The following is a 25,510-nucleotide window of genomic DNA, read 5'->3' as shown; positions in this document are numbered from 1 at the left end:
TTCAAATAAAATAGCCGCCCGGATTCGGACGGCAACTCTTCGTTAAACAACACTTAGTAGCTTAACTCATCCTTCTTCATTAATAATTACATTTTTCCCACGTAATTTCATAAGAATTGGAATCAGTATCCATAAAACTGCAATAATTAAAAAGACTAATGAAAGTGGTTTTGCTACGAAAATACTGTATTCTCCATTGGAAATTGTTAATGCGCGACGCATGTTGTTCTCAATCATTGGTCCTAACACAAGCGCTAAAACTAATGGGGCCACAGGGAAATCATTTTTCGCAAAGAAATAACCTGCAATACCGCATCCTAATAATAGGAATAAATCAAACGTCGTATACTGAACTGCATATACACCAAAGAATGAAATGGCAATAATAATAGGCAGTAAAAATCTTTTCGGTGTTTGGATGATTTTAGCGAAAACTCGAACTAGCGGCATGTTTAATACAAGCAGCATTAAGTTTCCAAGGAACATACTCGCGATTAATCCCCATGCTACATCCGGATGTTCCTCAAATAGTAATGGACCTGGCTGAATATTGTACATAATGAACGCACCCATTAAAATAGCTGTCGTTCCTGATCCCGGGATTCCTAATGTTAAAAGCGGAATCATCGCTCCACCCGACGCCGCATTATTTGCAGATTCCGGAGAAGCAACCCCGGCAATGTTTCCTTTACCAAATGAATCCGGATTTTTGCTGATTTTCTTTTCTGTAATATAAGCAAAGAATGAAGCAAGCGTCGCTCCTGCACCTGGTAGCACCCCTAAAAAGAAACCAAGGAATGAGCCACGTGTAATTGGTGCCGCACTGTCTTTTAAATCCTGTTTTGTAGGTAAAATGCGATTAATTTTCGCGATTGGTTCATCGTTGCCATCCTTCTCGAAAATCGTTTTAAATACTTCACCTAATGCAAATAAACCTACTGCAACTGTTAAAAATTCAATTCCACTAAATAAAACCGGTTGGTCATATGTAAATCGGGCAATTCCTGAAACAGCATCTATTCCAATCGTTCCTAATAATAGGCCCAGAACCGTCATAATTAATGCCTTCGTAATCGATTTACCCGCTAAACCACTTACCGCTGCCAATCCTAACAGCATTAGTGAAAAATATTCTGCCGGACCAAAATTTATCGCTACTTTAGATAATGGTCGGGCTAATAAAACCAATCCGATTAACGCAATAATACCCGCGACAAAAGATCCGATTGCCGCAATCGATAAGGCGGCTCCAGCTCTTCCTTGCCGTGCCATTTGATATCCGTCCAGCGTCGTAACAACTGAAGAAGATTCGCCTGGTGTATTTAATAAAATAGATGTTGTAGATCCACCATACATTGCACCGTAGTATACTCCCGCCAGTAATATGATTGAACTAGTTGCAGCCATTTCTATTGGTAAACCTGACGTTAATGTAGCCGTAACAGGAATTAATAATGCAACCCCACTCATTGGGCCAATTCCTGGTAGTACGCCTACAGCTGTTCCAATAATTACACCTAATAATGCGAATAAAATATTATGCCATTGAAAAGCAATTGCAAAGCCATCTAGTAAGTACTGTATCGTTGACAAATAAATTCCTCCTTTCTATTTAGAGTGGGAATTTAGGCAATGATCCGCCTAATACGTTGACGAAGCCGAAGTAAATAATTACAGAAAATGCGGCTGCCACTATGATGGAGCTAACCCACTTTCCTCGTTCAAGTGTTTGAAATGAGATTAATAAAAATGCAAAGGTCGTAACTAAATAACCTAGTTTTTCAAGCAAAAATGCATAAGCAACCGCTGAAACAAAAATAATCAGGAATCGCTTATAATTAGAGAAGCTCTCCCCTTCCTTATCTTCAGCAATTTTATACATTGCCTGATGACGAATCGTTTCAAAAAATAGCAAAATACTTAATATAATTAGAGCTATTCCTAATCCAAACGGAAATGTACTCGGGCCTATTTGAGAGCCGTACGCACTTGTAGATATTTTTTGGGATTCGACGATAATTAATATTCCTAGCACTAAAAATACAACACTAGCAACACGGTCAAATTTTAAATTCAACGTTGTACACCTCCTGTAATGAAGATGTGGGCAATAAATATGCCCACATCAAGATTTCATTATTTTTGCATACCTAAAGCTGTTAAAATTTCAGTAATCGTTCCTTCTTGTTCTTCAAGGAATTTCACGAAATCATCACCTACACGGAAATCTTGAGCCCAGCCGTTACGCTCTAATTCTGTTTTCCATTCCTCTTTATCGTTTAACTCTGTTAGTTTTTCGATCCAATAATCCTTTGCAGTATCAGACATATCTTTAGGTCCGAAAATACCGCGCCAAATTGTGAACTCTGCCTCAATCCCTAAGTCATATAATGTCGGGATTTCTTCCAAACCTTCAAGTGCTATCTTTTCCGGTGATGTAACTGCCAATACTCGAACGTCACCGCTCTTCACATAAGGTGTTACAGTTGAAATATCTGTTCCGATCGCATCGGCATTATTTCCTAATAATGCGGCCATCGCTTCCCCGCCGCCGTCATAAGAAACATATTTTACGGCTTTTGGATCAATGCCGTACTCATATGCAGGTAAAATTGTAACTAAGTGATCCATTGAACCTGGAGCGGAACCGCCAGCCATTGTAAGCGCTGTTGGATCTGCCTTAATAGCATCCAATAAATCGGTTAACGATTCGTAAGGAGAGTCAGCACGAACAACAATTGCACCAAAATCCTTCGTTAGCTGTGCTAAAGGTGTTGTATCTTTATATCCGTAAGGGCTATTCCCTTCAGCTTTTAAGTTATTAATTAAAATCGGTGGTGATTTTACCATTAACATATGGTCGTTTTTAGCTTCTTTTGTCGCGTAAGATGCCATGAATACGGCACCACCGCCACCTGGTTTGTTTTCTACTGTTATCGGTTTTTCGATTAATTTTGTTTCATTCATAACTTTTGCAATCGAACGAGATGTTAAATCCCATCCCCCGCCAGCCCCGGATGGTGCTACGATTGTTAAGTTACTTGTCGGATAGTCTTTATCGCCTGATGATGTCCCCTCACTATCAGTACACGCTGCCAATGTCAGTGTTAACGCCGCTGCTGAAAATAAAGTTAACAGCTTCTTTTTCATTGTCATAAAAATAGTCCCCCTTCTGTCTCACGCGTTATGTAAGCGTTATCTTAATTAAAAAGGATATTGTGTCTTTTTTATATATAACGAAACTATTGTCTTTTATTTTCATAGTGTCTATATTGTTCATATTGTTCACGACATAAAAAAGAGCATGTCCCTATTCGACATACTCTTGTTTGTTATTTTTTTATAAAGTACCGGCGCTCTGGTCTGCCGACGTAGCCATAAATATGCTCAACAAAAATTACTTTTTCATCCATTAGATGCTCCAAATAACGCCTCGCTGTAGTTCTGCTTATCCCTATTTCTTTGCCAAGTTTTTCAGCAGTAATTCCTTCATCGCAATTTTGAATATAGGTCACCACTTTTTCTTTTGTAACAGAATCAATGCCTTTAGGGTTGCTTCCCTTTTCCAGTTCACCCGCATATGTAAGGTTATTCCACAGTTTTTTTATATCCTCAGCCTGTAAGCGGTCGGTTGAGCTAAGTATTGTTTTTTTCTCTTTATATTTGAGAAGGCATTCTTTAAAACGCTGTAGTGTTAAAGGCTTTAATAAAAAATCAATCACACCGCTCGCATATGCCTTTTTTACAATTTCAACCTCCGCTGCTGCCGTAATTAAAATAATATCGGTATCCATATCCTTTTGCTTAATATAATCGATTAGTTCTGTCCCCAAGTTATCGGCAAAGTAAATATCCAGCAAAATCAATTCCGGCTTTATTGTATCCAGCCAAATTTTTGCTTCTTCAATTGTATGGGACATTCCTATCGTTTTAAAACCATCAATTTGCTCAAGAAACTTTTCATGTATTTGAGCAATCCGCATATCATCTTCAACGATTAGTACTTCAATTGTATTCCCCATACGACTCACCCCTCTTTTGGAATTGAAAAAATGAATAGTGCCCCACCCAATTCTCCACTCTCAATTGCAATTGATCCATTTAATTTTCTCAGGTTTTCATCGACGATAAACAAGCCATAACCCCGATGCTCTTTGTCTTTTGTTGACTGCTTTTTTTCAAATATATTGTTGATCACTTGTTGATCGATTCCATTCCCTGAATCTTCAATTTCACAAATGACTTCTTTTTCATCCTCGTAAATATAAATTCGTACGATACGTTCTTCTTCATCTAAATGCTCTACTGCTTCAAAGGCATTTGTTACCAAGTTCCCTAGGACTGAAATAAGTAAATGCTTTTCAAGATGTTGACCCAGTTTCCCACAAAAACTATCTTCATCTAGTAATAACGTAACCTTTAATTCTTTCGCTCTATTATAAAACCCGATGATAAGACCGCAAATAAACGTATCTTGTATTTTTTCGTTTAAAAAGGATATTAACGCATGATTCCCAAGTCGCTCAGAATGAATCAAGTAGAGGGCTTCATCATATTCCTTCAGTTGAATCAACCCTGAAATCGTATATAAAAAGTTATTGTATTCATGTGTCTGTGCCCGTAACGATTCGATATACTGTTTTACTTGTGACAGCTCATTGGCAACTAAATCAATTTCTTCAAACGGTCTAAAACTGGACACCGCACCGGTTACTTCGCCATTATTAACAATCGGAACACGGTTTACTAATGTTTTAACACCATTAATGGTCATCATTCGGTCTAATTGTTCATGACCGGATTCCATCACTTTAATTAAATGTGTATTCGGAATAACTTTACTAATATTTTCGCCTATTTCAGAATCCCCGCTCCTTAAAATCGCCTTCGCAGAATGATTAATCAATGTAATGGTCCCTTCTCGATCAACCATAATAATTCCTTCTCGAATCGATTCCAATATCGCATTTCGCTCGGACAATATTTTAACGATTTCCTGAGGTTCGTAATCCAATAATTGTGCTTTTGTTTTATTGGAAAAATAAGTGGAAAGAATAATAGATAAAACAATCGTAATGAAAAATATTATGATTAAATACTTGGAATAAATGATATTTGCTGAAAAGATATCGGCAAATAAAAAGCCAACTGAAACGACACCAATGATTTCCCCATTTTCATCTTTTACAGGTGCCTTGCCGCGTAATGCTTTACCTAAAGTACCTTCCGCATTTGATATGTAAGCTTCTCCATCGATAAGCGCTTTAGCATTATCGTCACCAACCATTTTTTGACCGATTCGTTCTTTTACTGGGTGGGCATACCGGATTTCCTTTTCATCCCCAATGACCACATATTCGGCATTAACACTTTGCTGAATTTGCAATGCAATTTTTTGAATTTCTGCTGATGTTTGGGGTTGCTTCAGTCCCTCTATAATATCCGGGTGCTTCGCAGCGACTTGTGCTACGCCAAGTGCACGCTCACCTATTTCTTTTTCCACGATTTCCCCAATAATAAAATAGGTTGAAACTAAACTTACTAATAAGATCATGGCGGCCAGAATCGTATTGTACTTGAAAAAACGAAAATTTAATGAGCTTCTTTCCATATGCTATTACCCCTATTTTGGCAGTTATTACTTTAGATGATTATAGCATAAGAATTTTCTCTTAATTCTAACAATTGGCAAACTCCTGCAATATATGCAAAATGAGCTCAGGTTATACGGAATGCTGCCAAAAGCGAATAGCCACTTGACGCCGAATAATTAAGGCGCCAAGTGGCTACATTGTCGTTTTAAAAGTTATCTATTTAATATAGTGATCAATACACTATCTCTTCCATTTATCGCTAGCTTTGAAATTATAGACCGGAGTCACGTGCTTTTGGATTGTCACCGTTTCTCCGATTTGCTCAACAATTTCCTGCATCGGCTTATAGGCCATTGGTGCTTCGTCGAGCGTTTCCTCACTTACCGAAGTGGTCCAAATTCCTTGCATCGTCTGTTTGAAATCATCCATCGACAGGTTTTTCATTGCGGCTGTCCGTGAGTAAATGCGGCCTGCTCCATGTGGGGCGGATTCATTCCAGTCGACATTCCCTTTTCCGATACAAATAAGCGAACCGTCCCGCATATTCATCGGAATGACGAGTTTTTCATCTTTTGCCGCACGCACTGCCCCTTTACGTAAAATCATGGCATCCGTATCAATGTAGTTGTGTACGGAATCAAACTGCTCTGCGAACTCCCACTTCATATGTTCGGCGATTGTCTTGGCAATATGCATACGATTTTCATGTGCAAAACGCTGCGCCAGTTTCATGTCGGCAATATAATCCTGGAACAGATCACCTTCTAAATAAGCTAAGTCCTTTGGCACAACCGGATTTTCGTTCTTATATGCTTTAATCATTTTCTGAATGTCCTTGCTGTTACCGGCTTCTTTCAGTGCTGCAATTCTTTCGGTTAAATCTTCGCGTTGCAACGATTCGAATGCACGCTTCTGATGCCAGTTCGCCACCTTTGCCCCGACATAGCGCGAGCCCGTATGGATCAATAAATAATGAATACCGGTAACATCTTTTGCTAGCTCGATAAAATGATTGCCCCCGCCCAATGTACCGAGCGAGCGTCCTGTATACTCGTTTTGCAAGCCGCGTGCGATGAAGTTTTCGTTCTCAAAACGCTCTGCGTCCTTTATTTTTAGCACCGTTTCATGGATTTCATTGCCACTTGGTACGAAACGTCGGATTACTGTATCGAGTTCATTAAAGTCAATTGCGTCTTTGCCGATTTCCGAAACGAGCACCCCACACCCTACATCAACACCGACGAGATTCGGTACGACACGGTCATTCAGCTGAATCGTTGTGCCGATTACACAGCCTTTCCCGGCATGATAGTCAGGCATTATTCGAACTTTTGTCCCTACCATAAATGACTGATTGACGAGTTCATCAATTTGCTGAATCGCTGCTTCCTGTGGTGTATTCGTATAAATTTTAGCGTTTGTATACTTTCCGTTAATTTCAATCACTGCTGTTCACGCCTTTCCTTTTTAAACTGAGTACAGCGTATATAAGAAGCGCTACCCCAATGTAGCTGCCAAGCAGAAATGTCGGGGAACCTTGGTTAATAAATCCGAATGCCATTTCGTTTTGCAGCACAACTGTATCCGGTGCAAATTGCGGTTTGTAGAATAAAGTTTGAATCAATCCGATTAACAGCTGTGCGGCAAAATATAGAATATGTAACATTAGTGCCCCGATGAATGCGAACAGGATTTTACGTTTCATACCGAACCTCCTTTTGCGAACATAATTGTTACTATTTACGATTGGGGCAAGGAGAAGTTTCATAAATTTTCCTGTATTGCAGAGGCAGTCAACTTTTATTAGAAGAAAGCGGAATATATTAGAAAACTGGTAGACGATATTTGAAAATTCAGACCATATATTTGAAAATCGGGGATCAGTATTAGAAAATCCGTATGCTTTATTAGAAAATAACCATTTTATTCGACACTTGGGCACGGATATTAGAAAGAATCGCAAACTTATTAGAAAACTCAAGCCAACCTTAATAAAAAATGGACCGTTCGAAAAGCGTGTAAACTTTTCAAACAGCCCAATTTATTACTATAGCAAATGAACATACCTCGACACCATCATTGTTAAAAACGCGTATACGCCGGCTTTTACTGTCTGCAGTTCCTTCGTATCACGATGCGGGTCAACACAGACAAAATCCATTCCTTTTACAATTTCGTATTTCCCTACTTCATACAACAAATCAAACAGCTCATCTGTCCGCATGCCACCTGGTGTAGAGGCAGGGACTCCAGGTGCATATGCGATATCAAGTACATCCATATCTACTGTCACATACACTACATCTACTTTTTCAGAAAGCTCCTTCATTACATTTGCTATTACCGACTCCGCGCCACGACGACGGAAATCTTTTAATGTAATGCGGTTTACACCATAATGATCTGCAGCACGTATGAGACTCGGGGCATTGTAAAAACCGTGCAGCCCGATGTTGTACACATCTTCGCCCTTCACTACACCAGCATCAAGCAACTGGCGGATTGGTGTACCGTTTGTCGGGCCATCCGATTCTGTTGTCCGTACATCCAGATGGGTATCGAACTGTAAAATACCGACTCGTTGCCCGGAAGAATTGGCAAATGCTCTCACAACAGGCGCAGTAATCGAATGATCCCCGCCAATTTGTACATAGAAGCTTTCAGGACAGCCATTCAATACATCCGTCATCGCCTGTTCGATATTGTCATGACATTGCAAAATATTCGTCCCGTGCATTTTCACATCGCCGACATCAGCAATCCGAAGTGCTCGAATATCTACATCTTCATCAATCGAATACGTTGTGAACAGATTCCAGGTTTTGCGGAAAAAATCCGGATATTCCGAAGCTGCTGAAGCACTGATTGACGAACGGGACAGCGGGACACCGGTAAGGACTACATCAAAGGATTCCGAAAGCTCCCCATAACTTGGTTCAACCCAGTCTTTTACCTTCATGTCTTCAGATTCCACTCGATTCCAAGTAGTTGCCGGACTTACAAGAAACTCGCTCACAGTAAGCTGCCACCTTTCACAACGACATCTCCTGCTTTAATTACAGTATCTGTATGATTCATTCCGTAAAAATATTGAAGCTGCTTATAATTCGGGACGTCTAAAATCAGTACATCTGCCTGTTTACCCTTTTCTAGTGTACCGACTTCATCTGCTCGTTTTATCGCATGAGCAGCATTGATCGTTGTTGCACAAAGCACTTCTTCCATCGTCATTCCCATGTTCATGCACGCCAGATTTTGAATGAACGGCAAGCTGATTGTCGGAGACGAACCTGGATTAAAGTCCGTTGAAATGGCTACAGGTACACCACTATCAACCATGAGGCGACCTCTTGCATACGGTGCGCGTAAAAAGAATGCGGTTCCCGGCAAGAGTACTGCAATTGTCCCTGCCTTTGCCATTGCAGCAATCCCTTCATCCGATGCGACGAGTAAATGCTCTGCGGAGATGGCACCGACTTCTGCAGCGAGTTCCGCCCCTTCATATGGCTCGATTTCATCTGCATGGATTTTCGGTGTCAGTCCGTATGCTTTGCCTGCTTCCAAAATAAGACGGGATTGTGCAGGTGTGAACACTCCTTTTTCGCAAAAGACATCATTGAATTCTGCTAGCCCTAACTCCGCCACTTTTGGAATCATCTGCTCTATTATAATTTTCACGAATTCATCTTCATTGCCTTTATATTCTTTCGGAACGGCATGTGCGCCCATAAAAGTCGAGACAATATCCACCGCATGTTCTTCCTGCAGCTTTTTCACAACATACAGCTGTTTGATTTCGTTTTCAAGATCAAGACCATAGCCAGATTTCGCTTCAACCGTCGTAACGCCATGGCGCAAAAACTCGTTTAAGTGCTGAACGGTTTTATTATATAAACCATCAAAACTCGCTTCACGTGTTTTTGTCGTTGTATAGTGAATCCCGCCACCTTCATTCATAATATCCATATAGGACCTTCCGGCAAGACGCATATTCAGCTCATGTTCACGTGTTCCCCCATGCACTAAATGTGTATGGCAGTCAACAAGTCCAGGCATCACAATCTTCCCTCGTGCATCAATTACCTCGGCACTACCTACTAGATGCGGATATTCCTGTTTTATTTCATCAAGAGGCGCAATCATTGCGATGCGATCTCCTTCGATTAGTACACTTACCTCTGTTTTCAGGCCGAGCTCGCTCATCTGCTCACGACGGCGAGGTAATTTTATATCACTTTCCATTGTTAATACTTCATTTGCATTGTTTATTAAAATAGCCAAAGTTCATCATCCTTTTAGCATCGGCATATTGATACCTTTTTCTTTTGCTGTGCGAACTGCAATGTCGTAGCCTGCATCGGCATGGCGTACAACCCCCATACCCGGGTCTGAAATAAGCACGCGATTGATTTTTTCTGCTGCTAGCTTTGTGCCGTCAGCAACAAGTACTTGGCCGGCATGTTGGGAATACCCCATTCCTACACCGCCGCCATGATGAATGCTCACCCAGCTCGCACCGCCTGCTGTATTGACGAGCGCATTCAATAACGGCCAGTCTGATACAGCATCTGATCCGTCCTGCATCCCCTCTGTTTCACGGTTTGGTGAAGCGACTGATCCGGAGTCCAAATGGTCACGGCCGAATACAATCGGCGCTTTCAATTCACCGTTTGCAACCATCTCGTTCACTCTTAGTGCAAATCGGTGGCGGTCACCATACCCCAGCCAGCAAATACGGGCAGGTAATCCTTGCCATTTCACCATTTTCTGTGCCATATCAATCCAGTTTACTAATGCTGTGTCCTCAGCAAACATTTCTTTTGCCAAAGCATCTGTTTTGTAAATATCCTCCGGGTCACCTGACAGTGCTGCCCAGCGGAACGGTCCTTTTCCTTCACAGAATAACGGGCGGATATATGCCGGTACAAATCCCGGGAAGTCAAAAGCATTTTCCACACCCATTTCCTTTGCGTAGGCGCGGATATTGTTTCCGTAATCGAATGTTTCCGCTCCTGCCTGCTGGAATTCAAGCATTGTTCGCACATGCTCTGCCATCGTTTCCTTTGCACGGCGTTCGTATGTTTTCACATCCGTTTTGCGCAGTTGAAGTGCTTCTTCCAACGTCATCCCGTTTGGAATATAGCCGTTAATCGGGTCGTGGGCAGATGTCTGGTCTGTAACAAAATCCGGAATCAAACCACGATTCAACAGCTCACGGTTAATATCCGCACAGTTTCCTACTAAACCAATTGACGCAGGTTCTTTAGCGGCTGTTAACTTATTTACAAGCTCTATCGCCTCATCTACTGTTTCGACAAGGTAATCACAGTAGCCTTCATTTATTTTTCGTTCGATTCGCGCACGGTCCACTTCAACAACTAAAATGACCGCACCCGCCATTTTTCCTGCTAATGGCTGGGCACCACTCATGCCGCCCATACCACCAGTTAGTATCCACTTACCACGAAGGTCGGCTGTTCCAAACTTCTTTTTCCCTGCTTCCACAAAACTTAAATATGTTCCTTGGAGAATTCCCTGTGCCCCAATATAGATCCATGAGCCCGCCGTCATTTGCCCGTACATCATTAAATTGCGTTCTTCCAGTTCATAGAAATGGTCCCAGTTTGCCCAGCCAGGCACTAGATTCGAGTTGGCGATCAGTACGCGAGGTGCATTTTCATGTGTTCTAAATACTGCAACCGGTTTTCCGGACTGCACAATCATCGTTTCGTCATTTTCCAGTTCTTTTAATGTCGCAATGAGCTTTTCGTAGCTTTCCCAATCACGCGCTGCTTTCCCGATACCGCCATATACAACTAGCTCATCCGGATTTTCCGCTACTTCCGGATCCAGATTGTTCATCAGCATGCGCATTGCCGCTTCCTGTGTCCAACCTTTACATGAAAGCTCTGAACCACGTGGTGCACGGATGTTTGTTTTATATACCATAAGAAATCTCTCCTTTAATTTGAAGTTAGAATAAGATAAATGCTATTGGTGTGACGAAAATGAGTGTTAAGACAACGCGCTCAAACCAGATAATAATCATTTGGCGTATTGATAACGGAATGTCTGTCGATAGAATTACGGGAATCACAGCTGAGAAGAATAAAATAGCTGAAATTGAAACAACGGCTACAATAAACTTCGTTACAAGAACCGCCTCCGTTACAATCATCGCCGGTAAAAACATTTCCGCAATCGATAATGACAATGCTTTTGCTGTCAGCATCGGATCCGGAATTTGCAGTAAATACGTAAATGGCGCGAAGATGTATGCCAACCAATCAAATAGCGGCGTATAAATTGCCAATACCATTCCTAATAAACCAATTGATAATATGGAAGGAATAACACCCATCGCCATAATAAAACCGTCTTTTAAATGAATGTATAAGTTTCTAGACAAAGACGGGTTTGATTTTGTTGCTTCCACCGCTTCTGTCCAGGCTACTTTTAGACGGTCATTTTTTATAATCTTTTCAGGCTGAGGAGTTGAACCTTCATAATATTCATCTTTAATTTTATTTAACGGATAAATTCGGGCTGTAATCGCTGTAACGACGAATGTCACAACTAATGTCACCCAGAAAAATAAGTTCCAGTATTCCATTAAATCCAGTGTTTTCGCAACGACTACCATAAAAGTAGCTGACACTGTAGAGAAGCCTGTCGCAATAATGGCTGATTCTCTCGCTGTATATTTCCCTTCCTTATACACACGGTTCGTCAATATTAAACCAACCGAATAGCTGCCAACAAATGAAGCTACCGCATCGACTGCTGAACGGCCCGGTGTTTTGAAAATCGGCTTCATTACCGGTTGCATAAGTACCCCTATAAATTCAAGCAAGCCATAGCAAACGAGCAATGCTAAGAAAACCGAACCAATCGGAATGACCAGCCCCACCGGCTTAATAAGTTTTTCTAATAAAAATGGACCGATATCCGGATTAAACAACCATGCAGGACCAAATCCAAAAATAAGCATTACCCCTGCGACCAGTCCGCCTATTTTAAAAATTGATAGCACCATATTTACTTTTGAAGTATTCCACTTTTTCCTGACAAATGGATAAAATGCTCCGAGTACTAAAAGAATCAACACATACCCGTTTACTAATGCTGGTGTGAATGTTGTGAATGCACTTACGATATGGTCGATTAAAATCGACGTTTTTCCATTCCATTCAAATGTAATAAAAAAACTAAAAATTCCGATTAAACTGCAAATCACCATTTTAATAAAAATGCTCATTTCAAACTGTCCAATTTTCGGCAGTTCATGTTCTTCCTGATACTTTGTCATTCAACCACCCCTTTGTTATTTTCAGTTTAATTTTCTTTCAATTCCGAATAAATAGAATAAAAACATCAGTTATAGTAATATTTGAATAAAGTAAACTTATTTTGAATGATTTTTAGAATTTATATATTAAATAGTAATTATTAAAGGTGGTGTTCGATTGAAAATCTTAATTGTTGAGCGGGATTTTGAGGAAATTGCAGGAATTGAGTGGTATTTAAAAAACTATTTTATGCGGGATATTGAAGTAATTGGCGTAATAGATGGCAGTAGAATAATTGAAGCATTTGAAGAAGCGAGGCCGGAAGTACTTCTTATTGAAATGGAACTTGTTTCTCCTTCTATAGAGCAATTTTTACAAAAGCAGGCGATTCCTGTTATCGGAATAACAGCGGAGCCTATTTTTCAGCAGGCAATGAAAGCAATCCGCTTAAAGGCAATCGATCTTTTTGTGAAGCCCGTTCCATTGGAGCAGCTAAAGTCTGCATTGTTGAAAATCCCTTCGACTAAGCGGGCAGAAACTTCAAGCAGTACCATTCCAGTCGAAATGCAATTATATTCGGATTTATTTTTAAATAAGCCTGGGAATTTCTCATTAGATGGAAAGTCTTTCTTCTTAATTGAGTGTGCAGAATACGAGCATAACTTAATGCTGTATGAGTGGCTCATTGAATTGCCTATTTTTCATAATCTGTTAGCCCTACCGCTGCAAAACCGTGTGATTTGTATTGCTGAAATCGATGTTTTTACCAATCTATTCAGGCAGCTTAGAATCATGAGCCAGGAATGGGAGAAATTTAGCGGTGAATCGCTGAATATTGCTGTTTATGACGGCGAGGAGACAACTTTGCTGACAATGTATCAGGAATGTAAAAAAACATTGGCTCAGCGCTTTTATAAAGGGTATTCCCATATTTTTAAAAGCTCACAAACACTTCATGTGACAAGGCTTGATCCGCTTTTAACCCCTGAAGAACAGCAACTTTGGATTACGAGTCTTGAAAACGGTGATTTAAAAGCAATTAAGACTTTTTTATATATGCTGACAACGAGTTCTACCTATTACCACCAGGATGATGTGCGTATCCATTTGACGAGTATTTTAGCGCAAATCCGCCGGTTCATGATGAAGTATCATCTGCAGCAGCAAGCAAAAATCGAACAGCAATACCGCGCACTGTTCCACTTTATATTAGAGCATCCGATTTTATATGCGATTGTACAGGAGTTTATTTTGTTTACACAGCGGTTGATCGATGCGCGAAAAAATTTACAGCTACAGCAAATTGCTGACTATACGGAATTGGCTGTCGAAATAATTGAGCGCGACTATGAAAATGCTAAACTGACATTACAGCATGCAGCGAATAAATTAAATATAAGCACCAACTATTTGAGCAATGTATTCTCAAAAAAACGAGGTATTCCGTTCCGCAAATATTTACAGCAGTACCGCGTACAGCAAGCCGAAAAGCTATTAATAGAAACGAGTTTAGGGATAGGGACAATCGCGGAAATGGTCGGTTTCACGGACGGCAATTACTTCACTAAAGTATTTCGGGAATACTATCAGTTAACCCCCTACCGCTACCGTCTGCAGGTGAGGAAAACAGTCGGCTCAGCCAAAAATTGATTTCCATCCCGGGGACGCTTTCCGGGGGCGTGGCCTGAGGCCAACACGATGTTGGTCACAAAAGCGTTGCCACAGGACGTGGCGCTTTTAGCTTTTGTTCCTAAGTCTCAGGCATCACGCTTATCCCCAAGGAGTCGCCCCTCCATTCCAATCAATTTTAATATCCGTTTCTTACTTATAGTTTTTTTCTTTATTCAATCAGTTTTTTTCTTTATTCAATCAGTTTTTTTCTTTCTCCCTCATACAAAAAGAAATCAATCCTTATAGCAATTGATTTCTCCGGTTTTCAATAATTTAATTGAATACTATTGAGAAATAAAAGAATTTATACAGACGCCGTAGCGCGGACAGATAGCCCAAAATCCATGTCGGCTGCTGCTTGTTTCAAATTATAATAGTCTCTTAACTTTTCAACAATTTCCGTTGGGGGTTTTTCGTTGTAATAGCCTACACGTGTCACCGTCATACCGCTTATCTTCTGCAGATCAACAAGCGATTCACACATTTTAATTCCTGTACCAAAAGAATCGATAATCGGGACATTGCCGACATGGTGAATATGATGGGTTGCCAAGAAAATATTCATCGGCCCTTCACCAGGAATAATAACATCCGCACCTTGCGCAATAGCTATTTCAGCAGCAGCAATAAATTTATCGATAATTGGCTGAGGGTTTTTATAGCCTTCCATAATATCGTAGAAGCCGATATCCGCCTGTACGATCGGTCCAAGCTTTTGTGCCAACCCGTATTGCTGTGCATTGAGACGCAGCTGATCGGCTAACGGTGCCAGGAAGTTAACAATCCCTATTTTCGATCCAAGCATTGATGCCATATGCATCGACGCTTGACCGTAACCGATTACCGGAATATCAACAAGCGCACGTGCCTCGATTAAGCCAACGTCCGGAATCGTGCCAATAAACACTGCATCATAGCCAGCTTTTTCCGCGATTAATGCATTGCGGATAAACTGCTCCTTATGCAGGCTTTGTAAATAGTTGTACGTAATATAGTGACCGGGATAATTTTCCGGGTACGTATCATTCGTCATACCGTGAAGGACGACATCTACATCTGGATGCGCTATTTTTAAAATATGCTGAATGACCGCATCGCGATATTCCGGAATATCTTCAATTGATGTTAAGCTTTGGTGCCAAATTTTCATTTAAGTACCTCCTGCTTTTTTGCTTGTATTGCTGTTCTTGCAGCTATGCGGCCGAAAATTGCGGCTTTCCCTAAAGAACTGCCCGTCATATAACCCGCTCCGTGGAAACCTCCGACCATTTCGCCGGCTGCATATAAACCTTGGATTGTTTCACCGAATGGATTGAGCACATGTGTATGTTCATCAACTTGGACACCTGCATACGTAGCAAGCATCGCTGTTGCAGTGTCCATTATATAAAACGGAGCTGTTTCGATTGCCGTTGGTGTACCGAATTTATGTGTGAGCGATGTACGGCCAAATGCTGTATCCTGCCCTTTTATCACATCGGAATTATACGTGGAAATCGTTTGCTGTAGCACGTCTACCGATAGACCTGCTTTCTCTGCTAACTGTTCAATTGTGTCAAAGCTTTCAATTAAACCTTCTCTGTAAAGTAAATCAAAGTCATAAAGCGCATCATTTGCGACACCTTTGTCCATGACCGTCTGATCCCATACTTGATATGTCCGGCAATTCGGTTGTTGTAGTGCTGCATCACCAAGCAGCTTATACGAAATGGATTCATTCACGAAGCGCTTACCGAGCTCGTTCACAATGATGCCGCCTTTATAAAACGTATGGGCCTGACGTTTCTTATCATTTGTCGATGTTGGGTGGAAGCCGTATGTGCCCTTCAAATAAGTAAAATCTTCGAGCCATGCACCTGCCGAAGCAGCAAGTTTTATCCCGTCGCCTTTATTACCCGCCCCACCGAGACGAACCGTATTCGCTAACTGCGGAGCAAATTGTGCCAGCAGCTCTTCACTTTGAGAAAAACCGCCCGCTGTTAATAGGACACCATAATCCGTAGTAAGTTCGATCTGTTCACCGTTCTCTTCGTATACAACACCAACTACTTGCTCATTATTTTTTACTAAACGTACAACGGGTGCATTGGTTTTAATTATTACGCCATTTGCTTCAGCATTTGCACGTAATTGGCCAATTGCCTGACTAGGAATGATCGTATGTCCGCGCGGGTTGGAATGTCCGCTTACAGCTTGGCATGTTTGGAATTGGACACCCTGTTCGACAAGCCAGTTGTATGTAGCAAGCTGATGTTTACCGTATGCTTCAATGAGTGTACGTTTGTTTTTATATTGACCTACAGCAAGGAAATCTTCCATTAAGCTTTCTGTCGTATCTTCAATACCGAGCTTCTTCTGAAAATCCGTCTCGGCAAAGGCCATAAAACAGCCGCTTAATAAGGAACTGCCGCCAAGTTCAGCTTGTTTTTCCAGGACGATGACCTTTGCGCCAGCAGCAGAAGCCTCCACTGCTGCACAAAGTCCTGCCATACCCGCACCAACAATTATAAGATGGTCACGGCTCATCCGCACTACGCCTCCTTAACTGTTTCGGCCAATAGTTCAAGAGCGGCTTCACAAACTTGCATATCATGTGTATAGTGACCGCCGCTTACACCGATTCCTCCGATGCATTCACCATTTAATTGAATTGGATAACCCCCTCCGAAAATAACGAGGCGATTTGTATGAACAAGACCTTCCATTAGTGGCGGATCATCTTTTAAACGGTCGTACCATTCATGTGTAGCACGATTATATGCTGCCGCTGAGAATGCTTTATTTTGTGCAATTTCCAACGCTAATACCGGTGCACCGTCCATAGCTGAAAATGCTTTTAAATTTCCGGCTTTGTCCACGATTGAAATTGCGAACTTCATGCCTAGCTCTTTCCCTTTTTCCTCTGCTTTCTCTAACATTTTCTTCGCTAAATCTAAAGTCACTGTGTTTTGCTGGAATGAGTACGTTAATTCTGTCATTTTAATATCCCCTTTTAATTATTATTTAGCTAATCCAACTGGTGCACCGAATCCGAATGCCTCTACTGAAGTGGCAGTAATCGCGCGGCTCTTCGGCAGTACAAGATCCACGATGACATTGGCAATATCAATGGCATCCAACCAGCCGTCTTTATTCAAGTTTGCTCCAAGTTCATTGGTCATCTGTGTATCAACCGGGCCTGGGCAAACGGCATTTACTCGTATACCGTATGGCTTTAACTCTTCACCCAATGCTTTTGAAAAACCGATTACCGCATGTTTGGACGAGATGTAGGCACTACGGTTCGGACCACCTTTCGTCCCCCATATTGAAGAAATATTGATGATCGCACCTGTACGTCTTTCAATCATCGAAGGAACCGTTTCATAGCAGAAGTAATAAGGGCCATGTACATTAATATCGTGCATTTTGATCCATTCTTCGGGCGTCGTTTCCGTAAACGACTTTAATGCCATCGCTCCTGCATTATTGATCAATATATCGATTGGTCCAAGCTCCTTTGCGACAACTGCTACAGCTTCCTGGACTTGTGCATAATCGGAAACATCGCATTTAATTCCGATTGATGGGACATTATATTTTGTTTCAATCAGCTGCTGCACTTCTGCGCACTCTTGTTCATTGCGCGCACATACAGCAACTTTCGCACCTTTTGAAGCTAGCAATAAGGCAGATTCTTTACCGATTCCCCGACCGCCGCCTGTCACAAGCGCTACTTTACCTAGTAATTCCATATGAACCTCCCTATTGATACGACTTTTCTTTTTCCCCGATATACCGCACTGCATCATGCCCTGCTCGGCGACCGAAGACTAAGCAACGCAGTACCGATGTACCACCCGGATATTTGCCGTAGTAAACACCCGAAGTTTCGCCTACAGCATATAGACCCGGAATCGCTACTTCATCACCCGTTAGGACACGCCCATTTAAATCTGTAGCTAACCCGCCATTCGTAAATACGTTGCAGCAAATAATCGGATACGCAATAAACGGACCTTCGTTAATCGGAATAGACCAGTTCGATTTGTTTAATGCCAAGCCAGTTGTTGCAAGCCCATCGACCCGGTTGTAGATAAATTCACCTGTCGGGCAAGCTGCATTAAATTCATCAATTGTGTGCTTTAAGTTTTCTGCATTCACACCGATCTGATTTGCGATATCTTCAATCGTTTCTCCGATGATTGCCGGAATATCGGTTTGCAGTGCCTCTTCATAATTCGGGATGTTATACATTTTTTGATCGGTAATCATGTAAGCAATATGGTCTTCACATTCGTAAAAAATTTTGCGTGCTACTTCTTCATACTGTTCATCAATTGTTGTAACCCCTTCATCTGTAAAGCGTTTCCCCTGCTTATTCACGAGGATGGCATACGGGAACAACATGACGCCCGCTTCTTCGCGTTTACTGCGCGGGTCTACTGTTTCAGCATGGAAAGCATCAAACTGCCCTTTTCCGGCAGCACCGATATTTAACGCCATGCGGATTGCCTCGCCTTTATTAAACAGGCCACCTTCAGAGACCGGCGGAATTTTATGTGCATCCCGTCCGATATACTGTGCCATCATTTCTTTGTTCCCTTGGAAACCACCTGCACCTAAAATGACCGCATTTGTTTTCAGAACGATGGATGTCCCGTCAGCCATACGTACTTTGATGCCATTGATCGCCCCATCACCATCGAGCGTTAAATCCCATGCTGTTGTTTCATAAATGATTTCCACACCTAAAGCACGTGCTCGTAAAGTGAGGGCATCGATAATGGCACGTCCTCCACCAACCGGTAACAGGCGCGGTTTGGATGCAGTCAAAAACATTGTGGGAAGAAAATCAAAATCAACACCTTTCGACTCTACCCAACGTAATGTTTCTCCCGCTTCATCACGTAATGTTTCGGCATATGCACGATCCATAAATGAATCAGAAAATGTGACCATATCTTCAACGATGCCATCTGCCGGCTTATCGATATTTTCCATCCGCATATAAGCAGCCGTCCAGCGTGTATTTCCACCACGCTGTTCAAAAGGTGCACGCTCTAAAATAGCAATCGTTAAGTTTTCATTTTGTTCCTTCGCTTGTTCAGCTGCAGCTAATGCAGACGCTGTTCCAGCTGCACCGCAACCAACAATGACTAAATCATAGTCCACTCCACTCATATCCACACCATCTTTCCGAATATTAAGAATATTGTTTTTCCAGTTGTTGAATTTCTTTTAACTTAAACAATTCTTGGCGTTGTTCCCATGTGCAAATGACATCATGAATGTTTTCCTGACTTTCATCCCGCATTAAAATTTGCATTGCATCGGTAGCACCTTTAATCGCACCGCGTAAAGCCGAGTTGGCACACAGCATAATCTGGAAGCCTAAATTTTGCGCTTCCTGACGTGATACTAAAGGCGTTTTACCACCTTCTACAAGATTAATAATATGCGGGATACCAGATACCTCTTTTGTAATACGGGACAATTGCTCATACGTAGTTGGCGCTTCCACAAAAATTGCATGTGCACCTGCCTCTTTATAAGCATTTGCTCGTTCAATTGCTTCATCGAAACCAAGGACACCTAACGCATCCGTACGTGCAATGATCGCTAGCTGATCATCTGTACGTGCATCAAGAGCAGCTTTAATTTTGCCGACCATTTCATCCTTTGATATTACTTCTTTCCCGTTGAAATGACCGCATTTTTTCGGCATGACCTGGTCTTCAATCTGCAATGCAGCTGCACCCGCTTTTTCAAGTACCTTTACTGTTCGCTGCATGTTGATGGCGTTGCCGAAGCCTGTATCGGCATCAACGACAATCGGAACCGTTGTCACTTCACTCATCCAGGAAACAACCTGGGCGATTTCCGTTAAAGTCGCCAGTCCGACATCCGCCCAGCCAAGCTGCGCATTTGAAATGCCGGCTCCTGTTGCATAAATGGCTTTAAACCCGGTTTCTTCGATAATGCGGGCCGTCATTGCATCAAAGGCGCCTGGTAATATAAATGTGTCTTTACTTGCTAATAACTGTTGAAACATCTCTGTTTTTTTCAAGTTTAACCAGCCTCTCAACTAATTTCTTGGTATTTTTGGGTTGCGCGTTGATGAAAGTAAATCGAACAATCATCAATATTTAAATCATGGTAAAAAATAATGTCCTCGGTATTCTTCACATACACTTTTTGCGAGATAGCGCGATTGCCTGATAAAATCGTGACATAGTATTCTCCGCATTGAGGTAGTGTATAGTAATCGTGCAATCCATTTTCCATCGAGTATTGGACGCTATACGGCTTTCCTAGTAACGCTGTTACTTCTTCGACATAGCCCCGTTTCAATTTTTCCCGAATGCATGTCGAGCTCACCTTTTTACCTGAAATGGAAAAACGCTTCACAATGTCGACGATAATTTTGCAGTCGCTGTCAGAGTGAATCGTAGCAGTCGTACCGGCTCCTTTAGCTCCGTACGTATAGTCAAAACCTGCTACAGCATACTGCACTTGAAGCCCCACTAAATATTGCTGTACAAATTGCTTCGGCTGAAGAGCAGCAAACAATTTCGTAAAATCCACAATATAGAACAGATCGACACCTAAGGACTGAAAGCGTTCGGCCTTTTTCTCCATCGGCATTAAATAGTCCACTTCTTCATTTGAAAAGACCGTTTTCGGATGGGGGAAAAAACTCATCACAGCCAATTTCAAGCCATTTTTTCGGGCTTTTTTTCGGGCTGCTAAAATCACTTCCTGATGGCCTTTATGCACACCATCAAAAAATCCTAATGCAATTACTGCCGGTTCGCTATTTTGCTGGACAATCGGTAGATTATTTTCATTTACGATAATTATTTTCATGCTTCTTCACAACCTCTCTAAGATGGCGTAATTTAATGGTTTATGCTCTTTATTCCTTACCTTGCTTCAATCGTAATATTGTTTAATTCTTTATCCTGCACACTGTCGCCCCAATATGTATTGCTTAAGGCACGTTCTTCCAATGTCCACTCAACCGGTTCCCAATCTGGTTCGAAAATCAGGTAACCCCCCGAAAATAATTCCACACGGCAACCACTTCCCGGATCCATTACATATAAATAGATCGCCTGAGATACACCGTGTTTGCCTGGACCGATAAATGGCAGATTATTTTCTTTTAAAATATCTGCAGCACGTAAAATATCCTGTGTATCATCCAGCCAGTAAGAAATATGATGGAGTCGGGCTGGTGTTGGAAGCGTTTCCTTTTTTATCATCGCCACATCATGCACAAGTGGTGTCACACTCATCCAGCCCGCCAATATACCGTCATCGCCACGTACATATTCACGCATATTGAAACCGAGCACTTCCATTAAAAATTCATAGGATTCATCTACATCTGTCGTCGTATGAATGTTTACATGATCAAATCGACGAGGTGAAATCCCTTTATTCCATGATTTATATACTTGGTTTTTTAGAATCGAAGCTTTATCTGATGCAGCCTTAGATTTTTCAACCTCATAATAAAGTTCAAATGTATGTCCGCTTGGTAATTGAAAACGGATCGAATCACCGATGCCCGGTGTTGTGCCTTTTGGATATTCCTGAACAGCTATCCCTTGCTCGTCTAAAAGTCCTTTGAATCCTAGAACACAGTCAGCTGTTTTTGTACGCCAGCCAATATGCTTTACGTGAGCATTTTCACCGGCTTCAATGCTCAATGTATGGTGCTGGAAATCACTGTAAGCACGTAGATAGTGAACACCGTCAATTTCCGTTGTTTCTTCCAAACCAATAATCTCTTTAAAGAAAACTAATGACTTTTCCAAATCTGTTGACACTAAAGCAACATGGCCTAATTTAGCGATTTCTGGTGCCACTGTAATTCCCCCTCAAAATGATGGATATGAATAACTTCTTATTGTTTTCAATGTTACAAAATGTACTTTTTGATATCTAGGAAACTTTTATTCAGAAAAATCTAACTTTTAGTAAAAAATTATTGAATTTTACTAATCGTTTCCGCTGCTCGCCAACATAAACTCGTAAGGTAATACACCTGTCATTTTTAACGGAAACTGCAGTAAATAGCCTGCTAGCGGCTCTTCTTTTATACGCGCTTCCGGCAAAGATTCATAAGCTGTTGTTACAAATAAGTTGTCCAAATTTTTCCCGCCGATTGTGCAGGAAGTGACATGGGAGACGGGTATGATAAATTCTTCTTTGATCTGCTGGTCTTGTGGATTGATACATACCACACGGGTTTGTTCCTTACTTGTTTTTGCCATAAGACCGCTTTTAAATAATGTTACATACAAATTACCTTCACTATCGATCGTCATACCGGCCGGATATCCTTCGACCATTTTGAACGTGTAAACAACTTTTTCAAAAAGCAGCTGTCCCCTTTCTGTTAATTCATATTGAAAGATTGCATGCTTCGACGAATCAATGTGATAAAATTTATTTGTTTTGCGATCCCATTCCAAACCATTTGATATCGCTACTTTCGATAAATGCGTCTGAATTTCGCCTTCTGCATCAACGGAAATTAATTTCGCATTTTCGAATGGATAGTTAGAAAATGCAGTTTGCGGTGTTTCTTTAAACTTTTTAAAAAAACCGTCTGAAGAGCCCACCCATAGTCGTCCATCTGGTCCACATTTAGAATCATTTAAAAAATGTAATTCAGACAGATCTGGCGGCAAAACAAACGGTTTTTTCAGGCCCAATTTAAAATTGATTAAATAGAGGCCGTCTTTATAAACTCCAATAAACTGACCATCTGCTGTCGGGATGATTGATTGAATCCAGCCCATTGCATCATACACATCTTCTTTTTCCGTTTCCGGGTTGAAAGTTATGATTTTTTTATTCGCAATATCGAGCCAAATCACACCGTATGCCCGATGCCAGATTGGGCCATCTGCAAATTTCGCGCGGTATTTCCCACAAATCTTCATGCGCTCACCTTCTTTATCTATAAAAGTATTTAAAAATAGTTGATGAATAAAAAGCTACCTCATTTATATTAAGGTAGCATTCAACATTATCGGTTTATTTCATTTATCATCGTAATATCAACAGCGCTTTTCATTATTTCCGCAAACTCTGTGCCACTTCGTAAATTAAATCTTCTTGTCCGCCGACTGTTTTACGGCGGCCCAGCTCAACTAAAATATCGCGTTCATCTACACCGAATTGCTTGGAAGCTTTTTCTGTATGTAGTAGGAAGCTTGAATACACGCCTGCATATCCCATAATTAGGCTCGAACCTGATATTTCCTGAGGGCGAGGTAAAATTGGTGCGACGATGTCATTTGCGACATCGATAATATTATATAAATCAACACCTGTTTGAATGCCCATCCGCTGCAGTACAGCAACCAATACTTCGGTTTGCGTATTGCCGCTGCCTGCCCCCAGTGCACGCAATGAGCCGTCAATATAAGTAGCGCCCGCTTCAATTGCCGCTAAAGAGTTCGCCATCGCCAGTGACATATTATTATGTGCGTGGAATCCGATTTCACAGCCGATATTTTCTTTCAGTGCCCGAATGCGTTCCGTCACTTGATCTGGTAAAAGGTAACCTGCAGAATCCGTCACATACACGATTTCTGCACCGTAACTTTCAAATAATTTAGCCTGCTCGACAATGACGCTTGTCGGCGCCATATGTGCCATCATCAAAAATCCGGCAGTTTTCAGTTCCAATTCACGACTATAGGCAATATGCTGTGCTGAAATATCGGCTTCTGTCACATGTGTTGCAACACGTGCCATTTTTGCGCCTGCATTCACGGCATTTTTTAAATCATCCTTAATCCCGATGCCGGGAATAAGTAAGACAGCTACTTTTGAATCGGTACATTCATTGGCAGCTGCTTCGATTAACTTCAGTTCGTCTACAGCAGATAGACCGTACTGCAAGCTCGATCCGCCTAACCCATCACCATGTGCGACTTCAAAATACTCTACACCTGCCTGATTTAATCCTCTGGCAATATCTCGTACTTGTTGCTCGGAATATTGATGCTTCATGGAGTGACTGCCGTCTCGTAACGATACATCTAAAATATGAATGTCTCTCATCGCACAACCGCTCCTTGCGCTATTAGATTTTTGGCTAATTCATTTGCTACACGTGCAGCAGCTGCCGTCATAATGTCCAAATTTCCTGAATAAGGCGGGAAGAAATCGCCAATCCCTTCCACTTCTAATAAAACTGATACTTTATTACCTTCAAAAATCGGTTCACCACATAGACGGTAACCCGGGACGTATGTTTTTACTTCCTCAATCATCTCTTTAATAGAAGCGCGAATTTCATCTTCTTTCCCTGTCTCCGCTACGAGCGCATGCACTGTATCACGCATCATAATAGGCGGTTCTGCCGGGTTTAAAATGATAATTGCTTTCCCTTTTTTCGCACCGCCGACTGCTTCGATTGCATTTGCCGTTGTCCGTGTAAATTCATCGATATTTGCGCGTGTTCCCGGGCCTGCACTTTTACTTGCAACCGTTGCCACGATTTCTGCGTAGTCCACAGGCACAACACGGGAAATCGCTGCCACAACCGGAATCGTTGCCTGACCGCCGCACGTTACCATGTTGACATTGTCTTTTTCAAAGTGCTCACTCAAATTTACTGGCGGAACAGTGAATGGTCCTATTGCTGCCGGAGTTAAATCAATCATCTTTTTACCTGCAGCTTTTATAACCTCATAATTCTCTTTGTGAGCATAGGCACTCGTCGCATCAAAAACGATATCAACTAGATCTAACTGCGATTTAAATCCTTCAATACCATTTTCGATTGCAATATAGCCACGGTCGCGTGCACGTGCCAAACCTTCTGATTGCGGATCAATACCTACCATGACCGCCATCTCCAGTGCATCACAACGCTCAATTTTATACATTAAATCCGTACCGATATTCCCTGAACCGATAATGCCTACTTTTAATTTCGTCAATTTG

General features: G+C 41.5%; 23 protein-coding genes. 1 reads left to right on the top strand and 22 read right to left on the bottom strand.

Annotation, left to right across the window (positions count from 1 at the left end):
• Window positions 1-66: 66 nt before the first annotated feature.
• From MHB58_RS01485 to MHB58_RS01435, 11 genes are all read right to left on the bottom strand, one after another.
• On the bottom strand, window positions 67-1,593 hold the full coding sequence (locus tag MHB58_RS01485) for a tripartite tricarboxylate transporter permease (protein WP_014824947.1): 1,527 nt from the start codon (window positions 1,591-1,593) through the stop codon (window positions 67-69).
• 19 nt (window positions 1,594-1,612) lie between these two features.
• The gene (locus MHB58_RS01480; protein ID WP_014824948.1) at window positions 1,613-2,077 is read right to left on the bottom strand and encodes a tripartite tricarboxylate transporter TctB family protein; all 465 of its coding nucleotides are present in this window, start codon (window positions 2,075-2,077) and stop codon (window positions 1,613-1,615) included.
• A gap of 59 nt (window positions 2,078-2,136) precedes the next feature.
• On the bottom strand, window positions 2,137-3,156 hold the full coding sequence (locus MHB58_RS01475) for a tripartite tricarboxylate transporter substrate binding protein (protein WP_340734534.1): 1,020 nt from the start codon (window positions 3,154-3,156) through the stop codon (window positions 2,137-2,139).
• 176 nt (window positions 3,157-3,332) lie between these two features.
• Window positions 3,333-4,022 carry a response regulator gene (locus MHB58_RS01470; protein ID WP_014824949.1) on the bottom strand — a complete coding sequence of 230 codons (690 nt, stop codon included), beginning with the start codon at window positions 4,020-4,022 and terminating at the stop codon, window positions 3,333-3,335.
• Window positions 4,023-4,027: 5 nt separating this feature from the next.
• Window positions 4,028-5,611: an ATP-binding protein gene (locus MHB58_RS01465; protein ID WP_008407991.1), complete on the bottom strand. Its 1,584-nt coding sequence runs from the start codon at window positions 5,609-5,611 to the stop codon at window positions 4,028-4,030.
• A gap of 223 nt (window positions 5,612-5,834) precedes the next feature.
• Window positions 5,835-7,040 (bottom strand): RNA-splicing ligase RtcB, encoded by a 1,206-nt coding sequence (locus tag MHB58_RS01460; RefSeq protein WP_014824951.1) that lies wholly within the window; start codon window positions 7,038-7,040, stop codon window positions 5,835-5,837.
• Complete coding sequence (locus MHB58_RS01455) at window positions 7,033-7,299, bottom strand: hypothetical protein (RefSeq protein ID WP_014824952.1); 267 nt, start codon at window positions 7,297-7,299, stop codon at window positions 7,033-7,035. Before MHB58_RS01455 ends, MHB58_RS01460 begins: the two co-directional genes overlap by 8 nt.
• A gap of 342 nt (window positions 7,300-7,641) precedes the next feature.
• Window positions 7,642-8,610: an agmatinase family protein gene (locus tag MHB58_RS01450; protein ID WP_014824953.1), complete on the bottom strand. Its 969-nt coding sequence runs from the start codon at window positions 8,608-8,610 to the stop codon at window positions 7,642-7,644.
• Complete coding sequence (gene hutI / locus MHB58_RS01445; RefSeq protein ID WP_231918741.1) at window positions 8,607-9,836, bottom strand: imidazolonepropionase; 1,230 nt, start codon at window positions 9,834-9,836, stop codon at window positions 8,607-8,609. Before hutI ends, MHB58_RS01450 begins: the two co-directional genes overlap by 4 nt.
• 45 nt (window positions 9,837-9,881) lie before the next feature.
• Window positions 9,882-11,543: a urocanate hydratase gene (gene hutU, locus MHB58_RS01440; RefSeq protein ID WP_340734533.1), complete on the bottom strand. Its 1,662-nt coding sequence runs from the start codon at window positions 11,541-11,543 to the stop codon at window positions 9,882-9,884.
• 25 nt (window positions 11,544-11,568) lie between these two features.
• Window positions 11,569-12,903, bottom strand: coding sequence for a YjiH family protein (locus MHB58_RS01435; RefSeq protein ID WP_014824956.1), 1,335 nt, complete (start codon window positions 12,901-12,903; stop codon window positions 11,569-11,571).
• 157 nt (window positions 12,904-13,060) lie between these two features.
• Between MHB58_RS01435 and MHB58_RS01430 the strand changes: the two genes are divergently transcribed.
• Window positions 13,061-14,533, top strand: coding sequence for a response regulator transcription factor (locus tag MHB58_RS01430; RefSeq protein ID WP_340734532.1), 1,473 nt, complete (start codon window positions 13,061-13,063; stop codon window positions 14,531-14,533).
• 325 nt (window positions 14,534-14,858) lie between these two features.
• Here the strand turns inward: MHB58_RS01430 and MHB58_RS01425 are convergent, their stop codons facing one another.
• The 11 genes from MHB58_RS01425 to MHB58_RS01375 all read right to left on the bottom strand — a co-directional run bounded on the left by MHB58_RS01425 (window position 14,859) and on the right by MHB58_RS01375 (window position 25,506).
• Window positions 14,859-15,704 carry an aspartate/glutamate racemase family protein gene (locus tag MHB58_RS01425; protein ID WP_340734531.1) on the bottom strand — a complete coding sequence of 282 codons (846 nt, stop codon included), beginning with the start codon at window positions 15,702-15,704 and terminating at the stop codon, window positions 14,859-14,861.
• A complete protein-coding gene (locus tag MHB58_RS01420) occupies window positions 15,701-17,080 on the bottom strand; it encodes an FAD-dependent oxidoreductase (protein WP_014824959.1) in 1,380 nt (459 codons plus the stop codon). The genes MHB58_RS01425 and MHB58_RS01420 overlap by 4 nt, the downstream gene beginning before the upstream one ends.
• 5 nt (window positions 17,081-17,085) lie before the next feature.
• Window positions 17,086-17,532 carry a GlcG/HbpS family heme-binding protein gene (locus tag MHB58_RS01415; protein WP_008407978.1) on the bottom strand — a complete coding sequence of 149 codons (447 nt, stop codon included), beginning with the start codon at window positions 17,530-17,532 and terminating at the stop codon, window positions 17,086-17,088.
• A 21-nt stretch (window positions 17,533-17,553) separates the two neighbouring features.
• Window positions 17,554-18,288, bottom strand: a complete 735-nt coding sequence (locus MHB58_RS01410; protein WP_014824960.1) for an SDR family NAD(P)-dependent oxidoreductase — start codon at window positions 18,286-18,288, stop codon at window positions 17,554-17,556.
• Between the two features lie 10 nt (window positions 18,289-18,298).
• Window positions 18,299-19,717, bottom strand: a complete 1,419-nt coding sequence (locus MHB58_RS01405) for an FAD-dependent oxidoreductase (RefSeq protein WP_014824961.1) — start codon at window positions 19,715-19,717, stop codon at window positions 18,299-18,301.
• A 22-nt stretch (window positions 19,718-19,739) separates the two neighbouring features.
• Window positions 19,740-20,603 (bottom strand): isocitrate lyase/PEP mutase family protein, encoded by an 864-nt coding sequence (locus MHB58_RS01400; RefSeq protein ID WP_340734530.1) that lies wholly within the window; start codon window positions 20,601-20,603, stop codon window positions 19,740-19,742.
• Between the two features lie 14 nt (window positions 20,604-20,617).
• Window positions 20,618-21,403 (bottom strand): FAD synthetase family protein, encoded by a 786-nt coding sequence (locus MHB58_RS01395; RefSeq protein WP_014824963.1) that lies wholly within the window; start codon window positions 21,401-21,403, stop codon window positions 20,618-20,620.
• A gap of 56 nt (window positions 21,404-21,459) precedes the next feature.
• Window positions 21,460-22,410: a VOC family protein gene (locus tag MHB58_RS01390; RefSeq protein ID WP_014824964.1), complete on the bottom strand. Its 951-nt coding sequence runs from the start codon at window positions 22,408-22,410 to the stop codon at window positions 21,460-21,462.
• Between the two features lie 132 nt (window positions 22,411-22,542).
• On the bottom strand, window positions 22,543-23,493 hold the full coding sequence (locus MHB58_RS01385; protein ID WP_014824965.1) for an SMP-30/gluconolactonase/LRE family protein: 951 nt from the start codon (window positions 23,491-23,493) through the stop codon (window positions 22,543-22,545).
• A 133-nt stretch (window positions 23,494-23,626) separates the two neighbouring features.
• On the bottom strand, window positions 23,627-24,622 hold the full coding sequence (dmpG, locus tag MHB58_RS01380; protein WP_014824966.1) for a 4-hydroxy-2-oxovalerate aldolase: 996 nt from the start codon (window positions 24,620-24,622) through the stop codon (window positions 23,627-23,629).
• Window positions 24,619-25,506 carry an acetaldehyde dehydrogenase (acetylating) gene (locus MHB58_RS01375; protein ID WP_014824967.1) on the bottom strand — a complete coding sequence of 296 codons (888 nt, stop codon included), beginning with the start codon at window positions 25,504-25,506 and terminating at the stop codon, window positions 24,619-24,621. Before MHB58_RS01375 ends, dmpG begins: the two co-directional genes overlap by 4 nt.
• Between the last annotated feature and the right edge of the window lie 4 nt (window positions 25,507-25,510).

The organism is Solibacillus sp. FSL K6-1554 (assembly GCF_038005185.1).
Classification (GTDB): Bacteria; Bacillota; Bacilli; order Bacillales_A; family Planococcaceae; genus Solibacillus; species Solibacillus silvestris.
The sequence above is the reverse complement of the archived record's forward strand: the minus strand, read 5'-3'. Positions and strand labels throughout refer to the sequence as shown.

Coding starts and splice junctions, on each gene's coding strand:
- MHB58_RS01475 (WP_340734534.1), bottom strand. CDS start 3,156: ATGACAATGAAAAAGAAGCTGTTAACTTTATTTTCAGCAGCGGCGTTA.
- MHB58_RS01470 (WP_014824949.1), bottom strand. CDS start 4,022: ATGGGGAATACAATTGAAGTACTAATCGTTGAAGATGATATGCGGATT.
- MHB58_RS01465 (WP_008407991.1), bottom strand. CDS start 5,611: ATGGAAAGAAGCTCATTAAATTTTCGTTTTTTCAAGTACAATACGATT.
- MHB58_RS01455 (WP_014824952.1), bottom strand. CDS start 7,299: ATGAAACGTAAAATCCTGTTCGCATTCATCGGGGCACTAATGTTACAT.
- hutI (WP_231918741.1), bottom strand. CDS start 9,836: ATGGAAAGTGATATAAAATTACCTCGCCGTCGTGAGCAGATGAGCGAG.
- hutU (WP_340734533.1), bottom strand. CDS start 11,543: ATGGTATATAAAACAAACATCCGTGCACCACGTGGTTCAGAGCTTTCA.
- MHB58_RS01435 (WP_014824956.1), bottom strand. CDS start 12,903: ATGACAAAGTATCAGGAAGAACATGAACTGCCGAAAATTGGACAGTTT.
- MHB58_RS01425 (WP_340734531.1), bottom strand. CDS start 15,704: ATGAAAATTTGGCACCAAAGCTTAACATCAATTGAAGATATTCCGGAA.
- MHB58_RS01420 (WP_014824959.1), bottom strand. CDS start 17,080: ATGAGCCGTGACCATCTTATAATTGTTGGTGCGGGTATGGCAGGACTT.
- MHB58_RS01415 (WP_008407978.1), bottom strand. CDS start 17,532: ATGACAGAATTAACGTACTCATTCCAGCAAAACACAGTGACTTTAGAT.
- MHB58_RS01410 (WP_014824960.1), bottom strand. CDS start 18,288: ATGGAATTACTAGGTAAAGTAGCGCTTGTGACAGGCGGCGGTCGGGGA.
- MHB58_RS01405 (WP_014824961.1), bottom strand. CDS start 19,717: ATGAGTGGAGTGGACTATGATTTAGTCATTGTTGGTTGCGGTGCAGCT.
- MHB58_RS01395 (WP_014824963.1), bottom strand. CDS start 21,403: ATGAAAATAATTATCGTAAATGAAAATAATCTACCGATTGTCCAGCAA.
- MHB58_RS01385 (WP_014824965.1), bottom strand. CDS start 23,493: ATGAAGATTTGTGGGAAATACCGCGCGAAATTTGCAGATGGCCCAATC.
- dmpG (WP_014824966.1), bottom strand. CDS start 24,622: ATGAGAGACATTCATATTTTAGATGTATCGTTACGAGACGGCAGTCAC.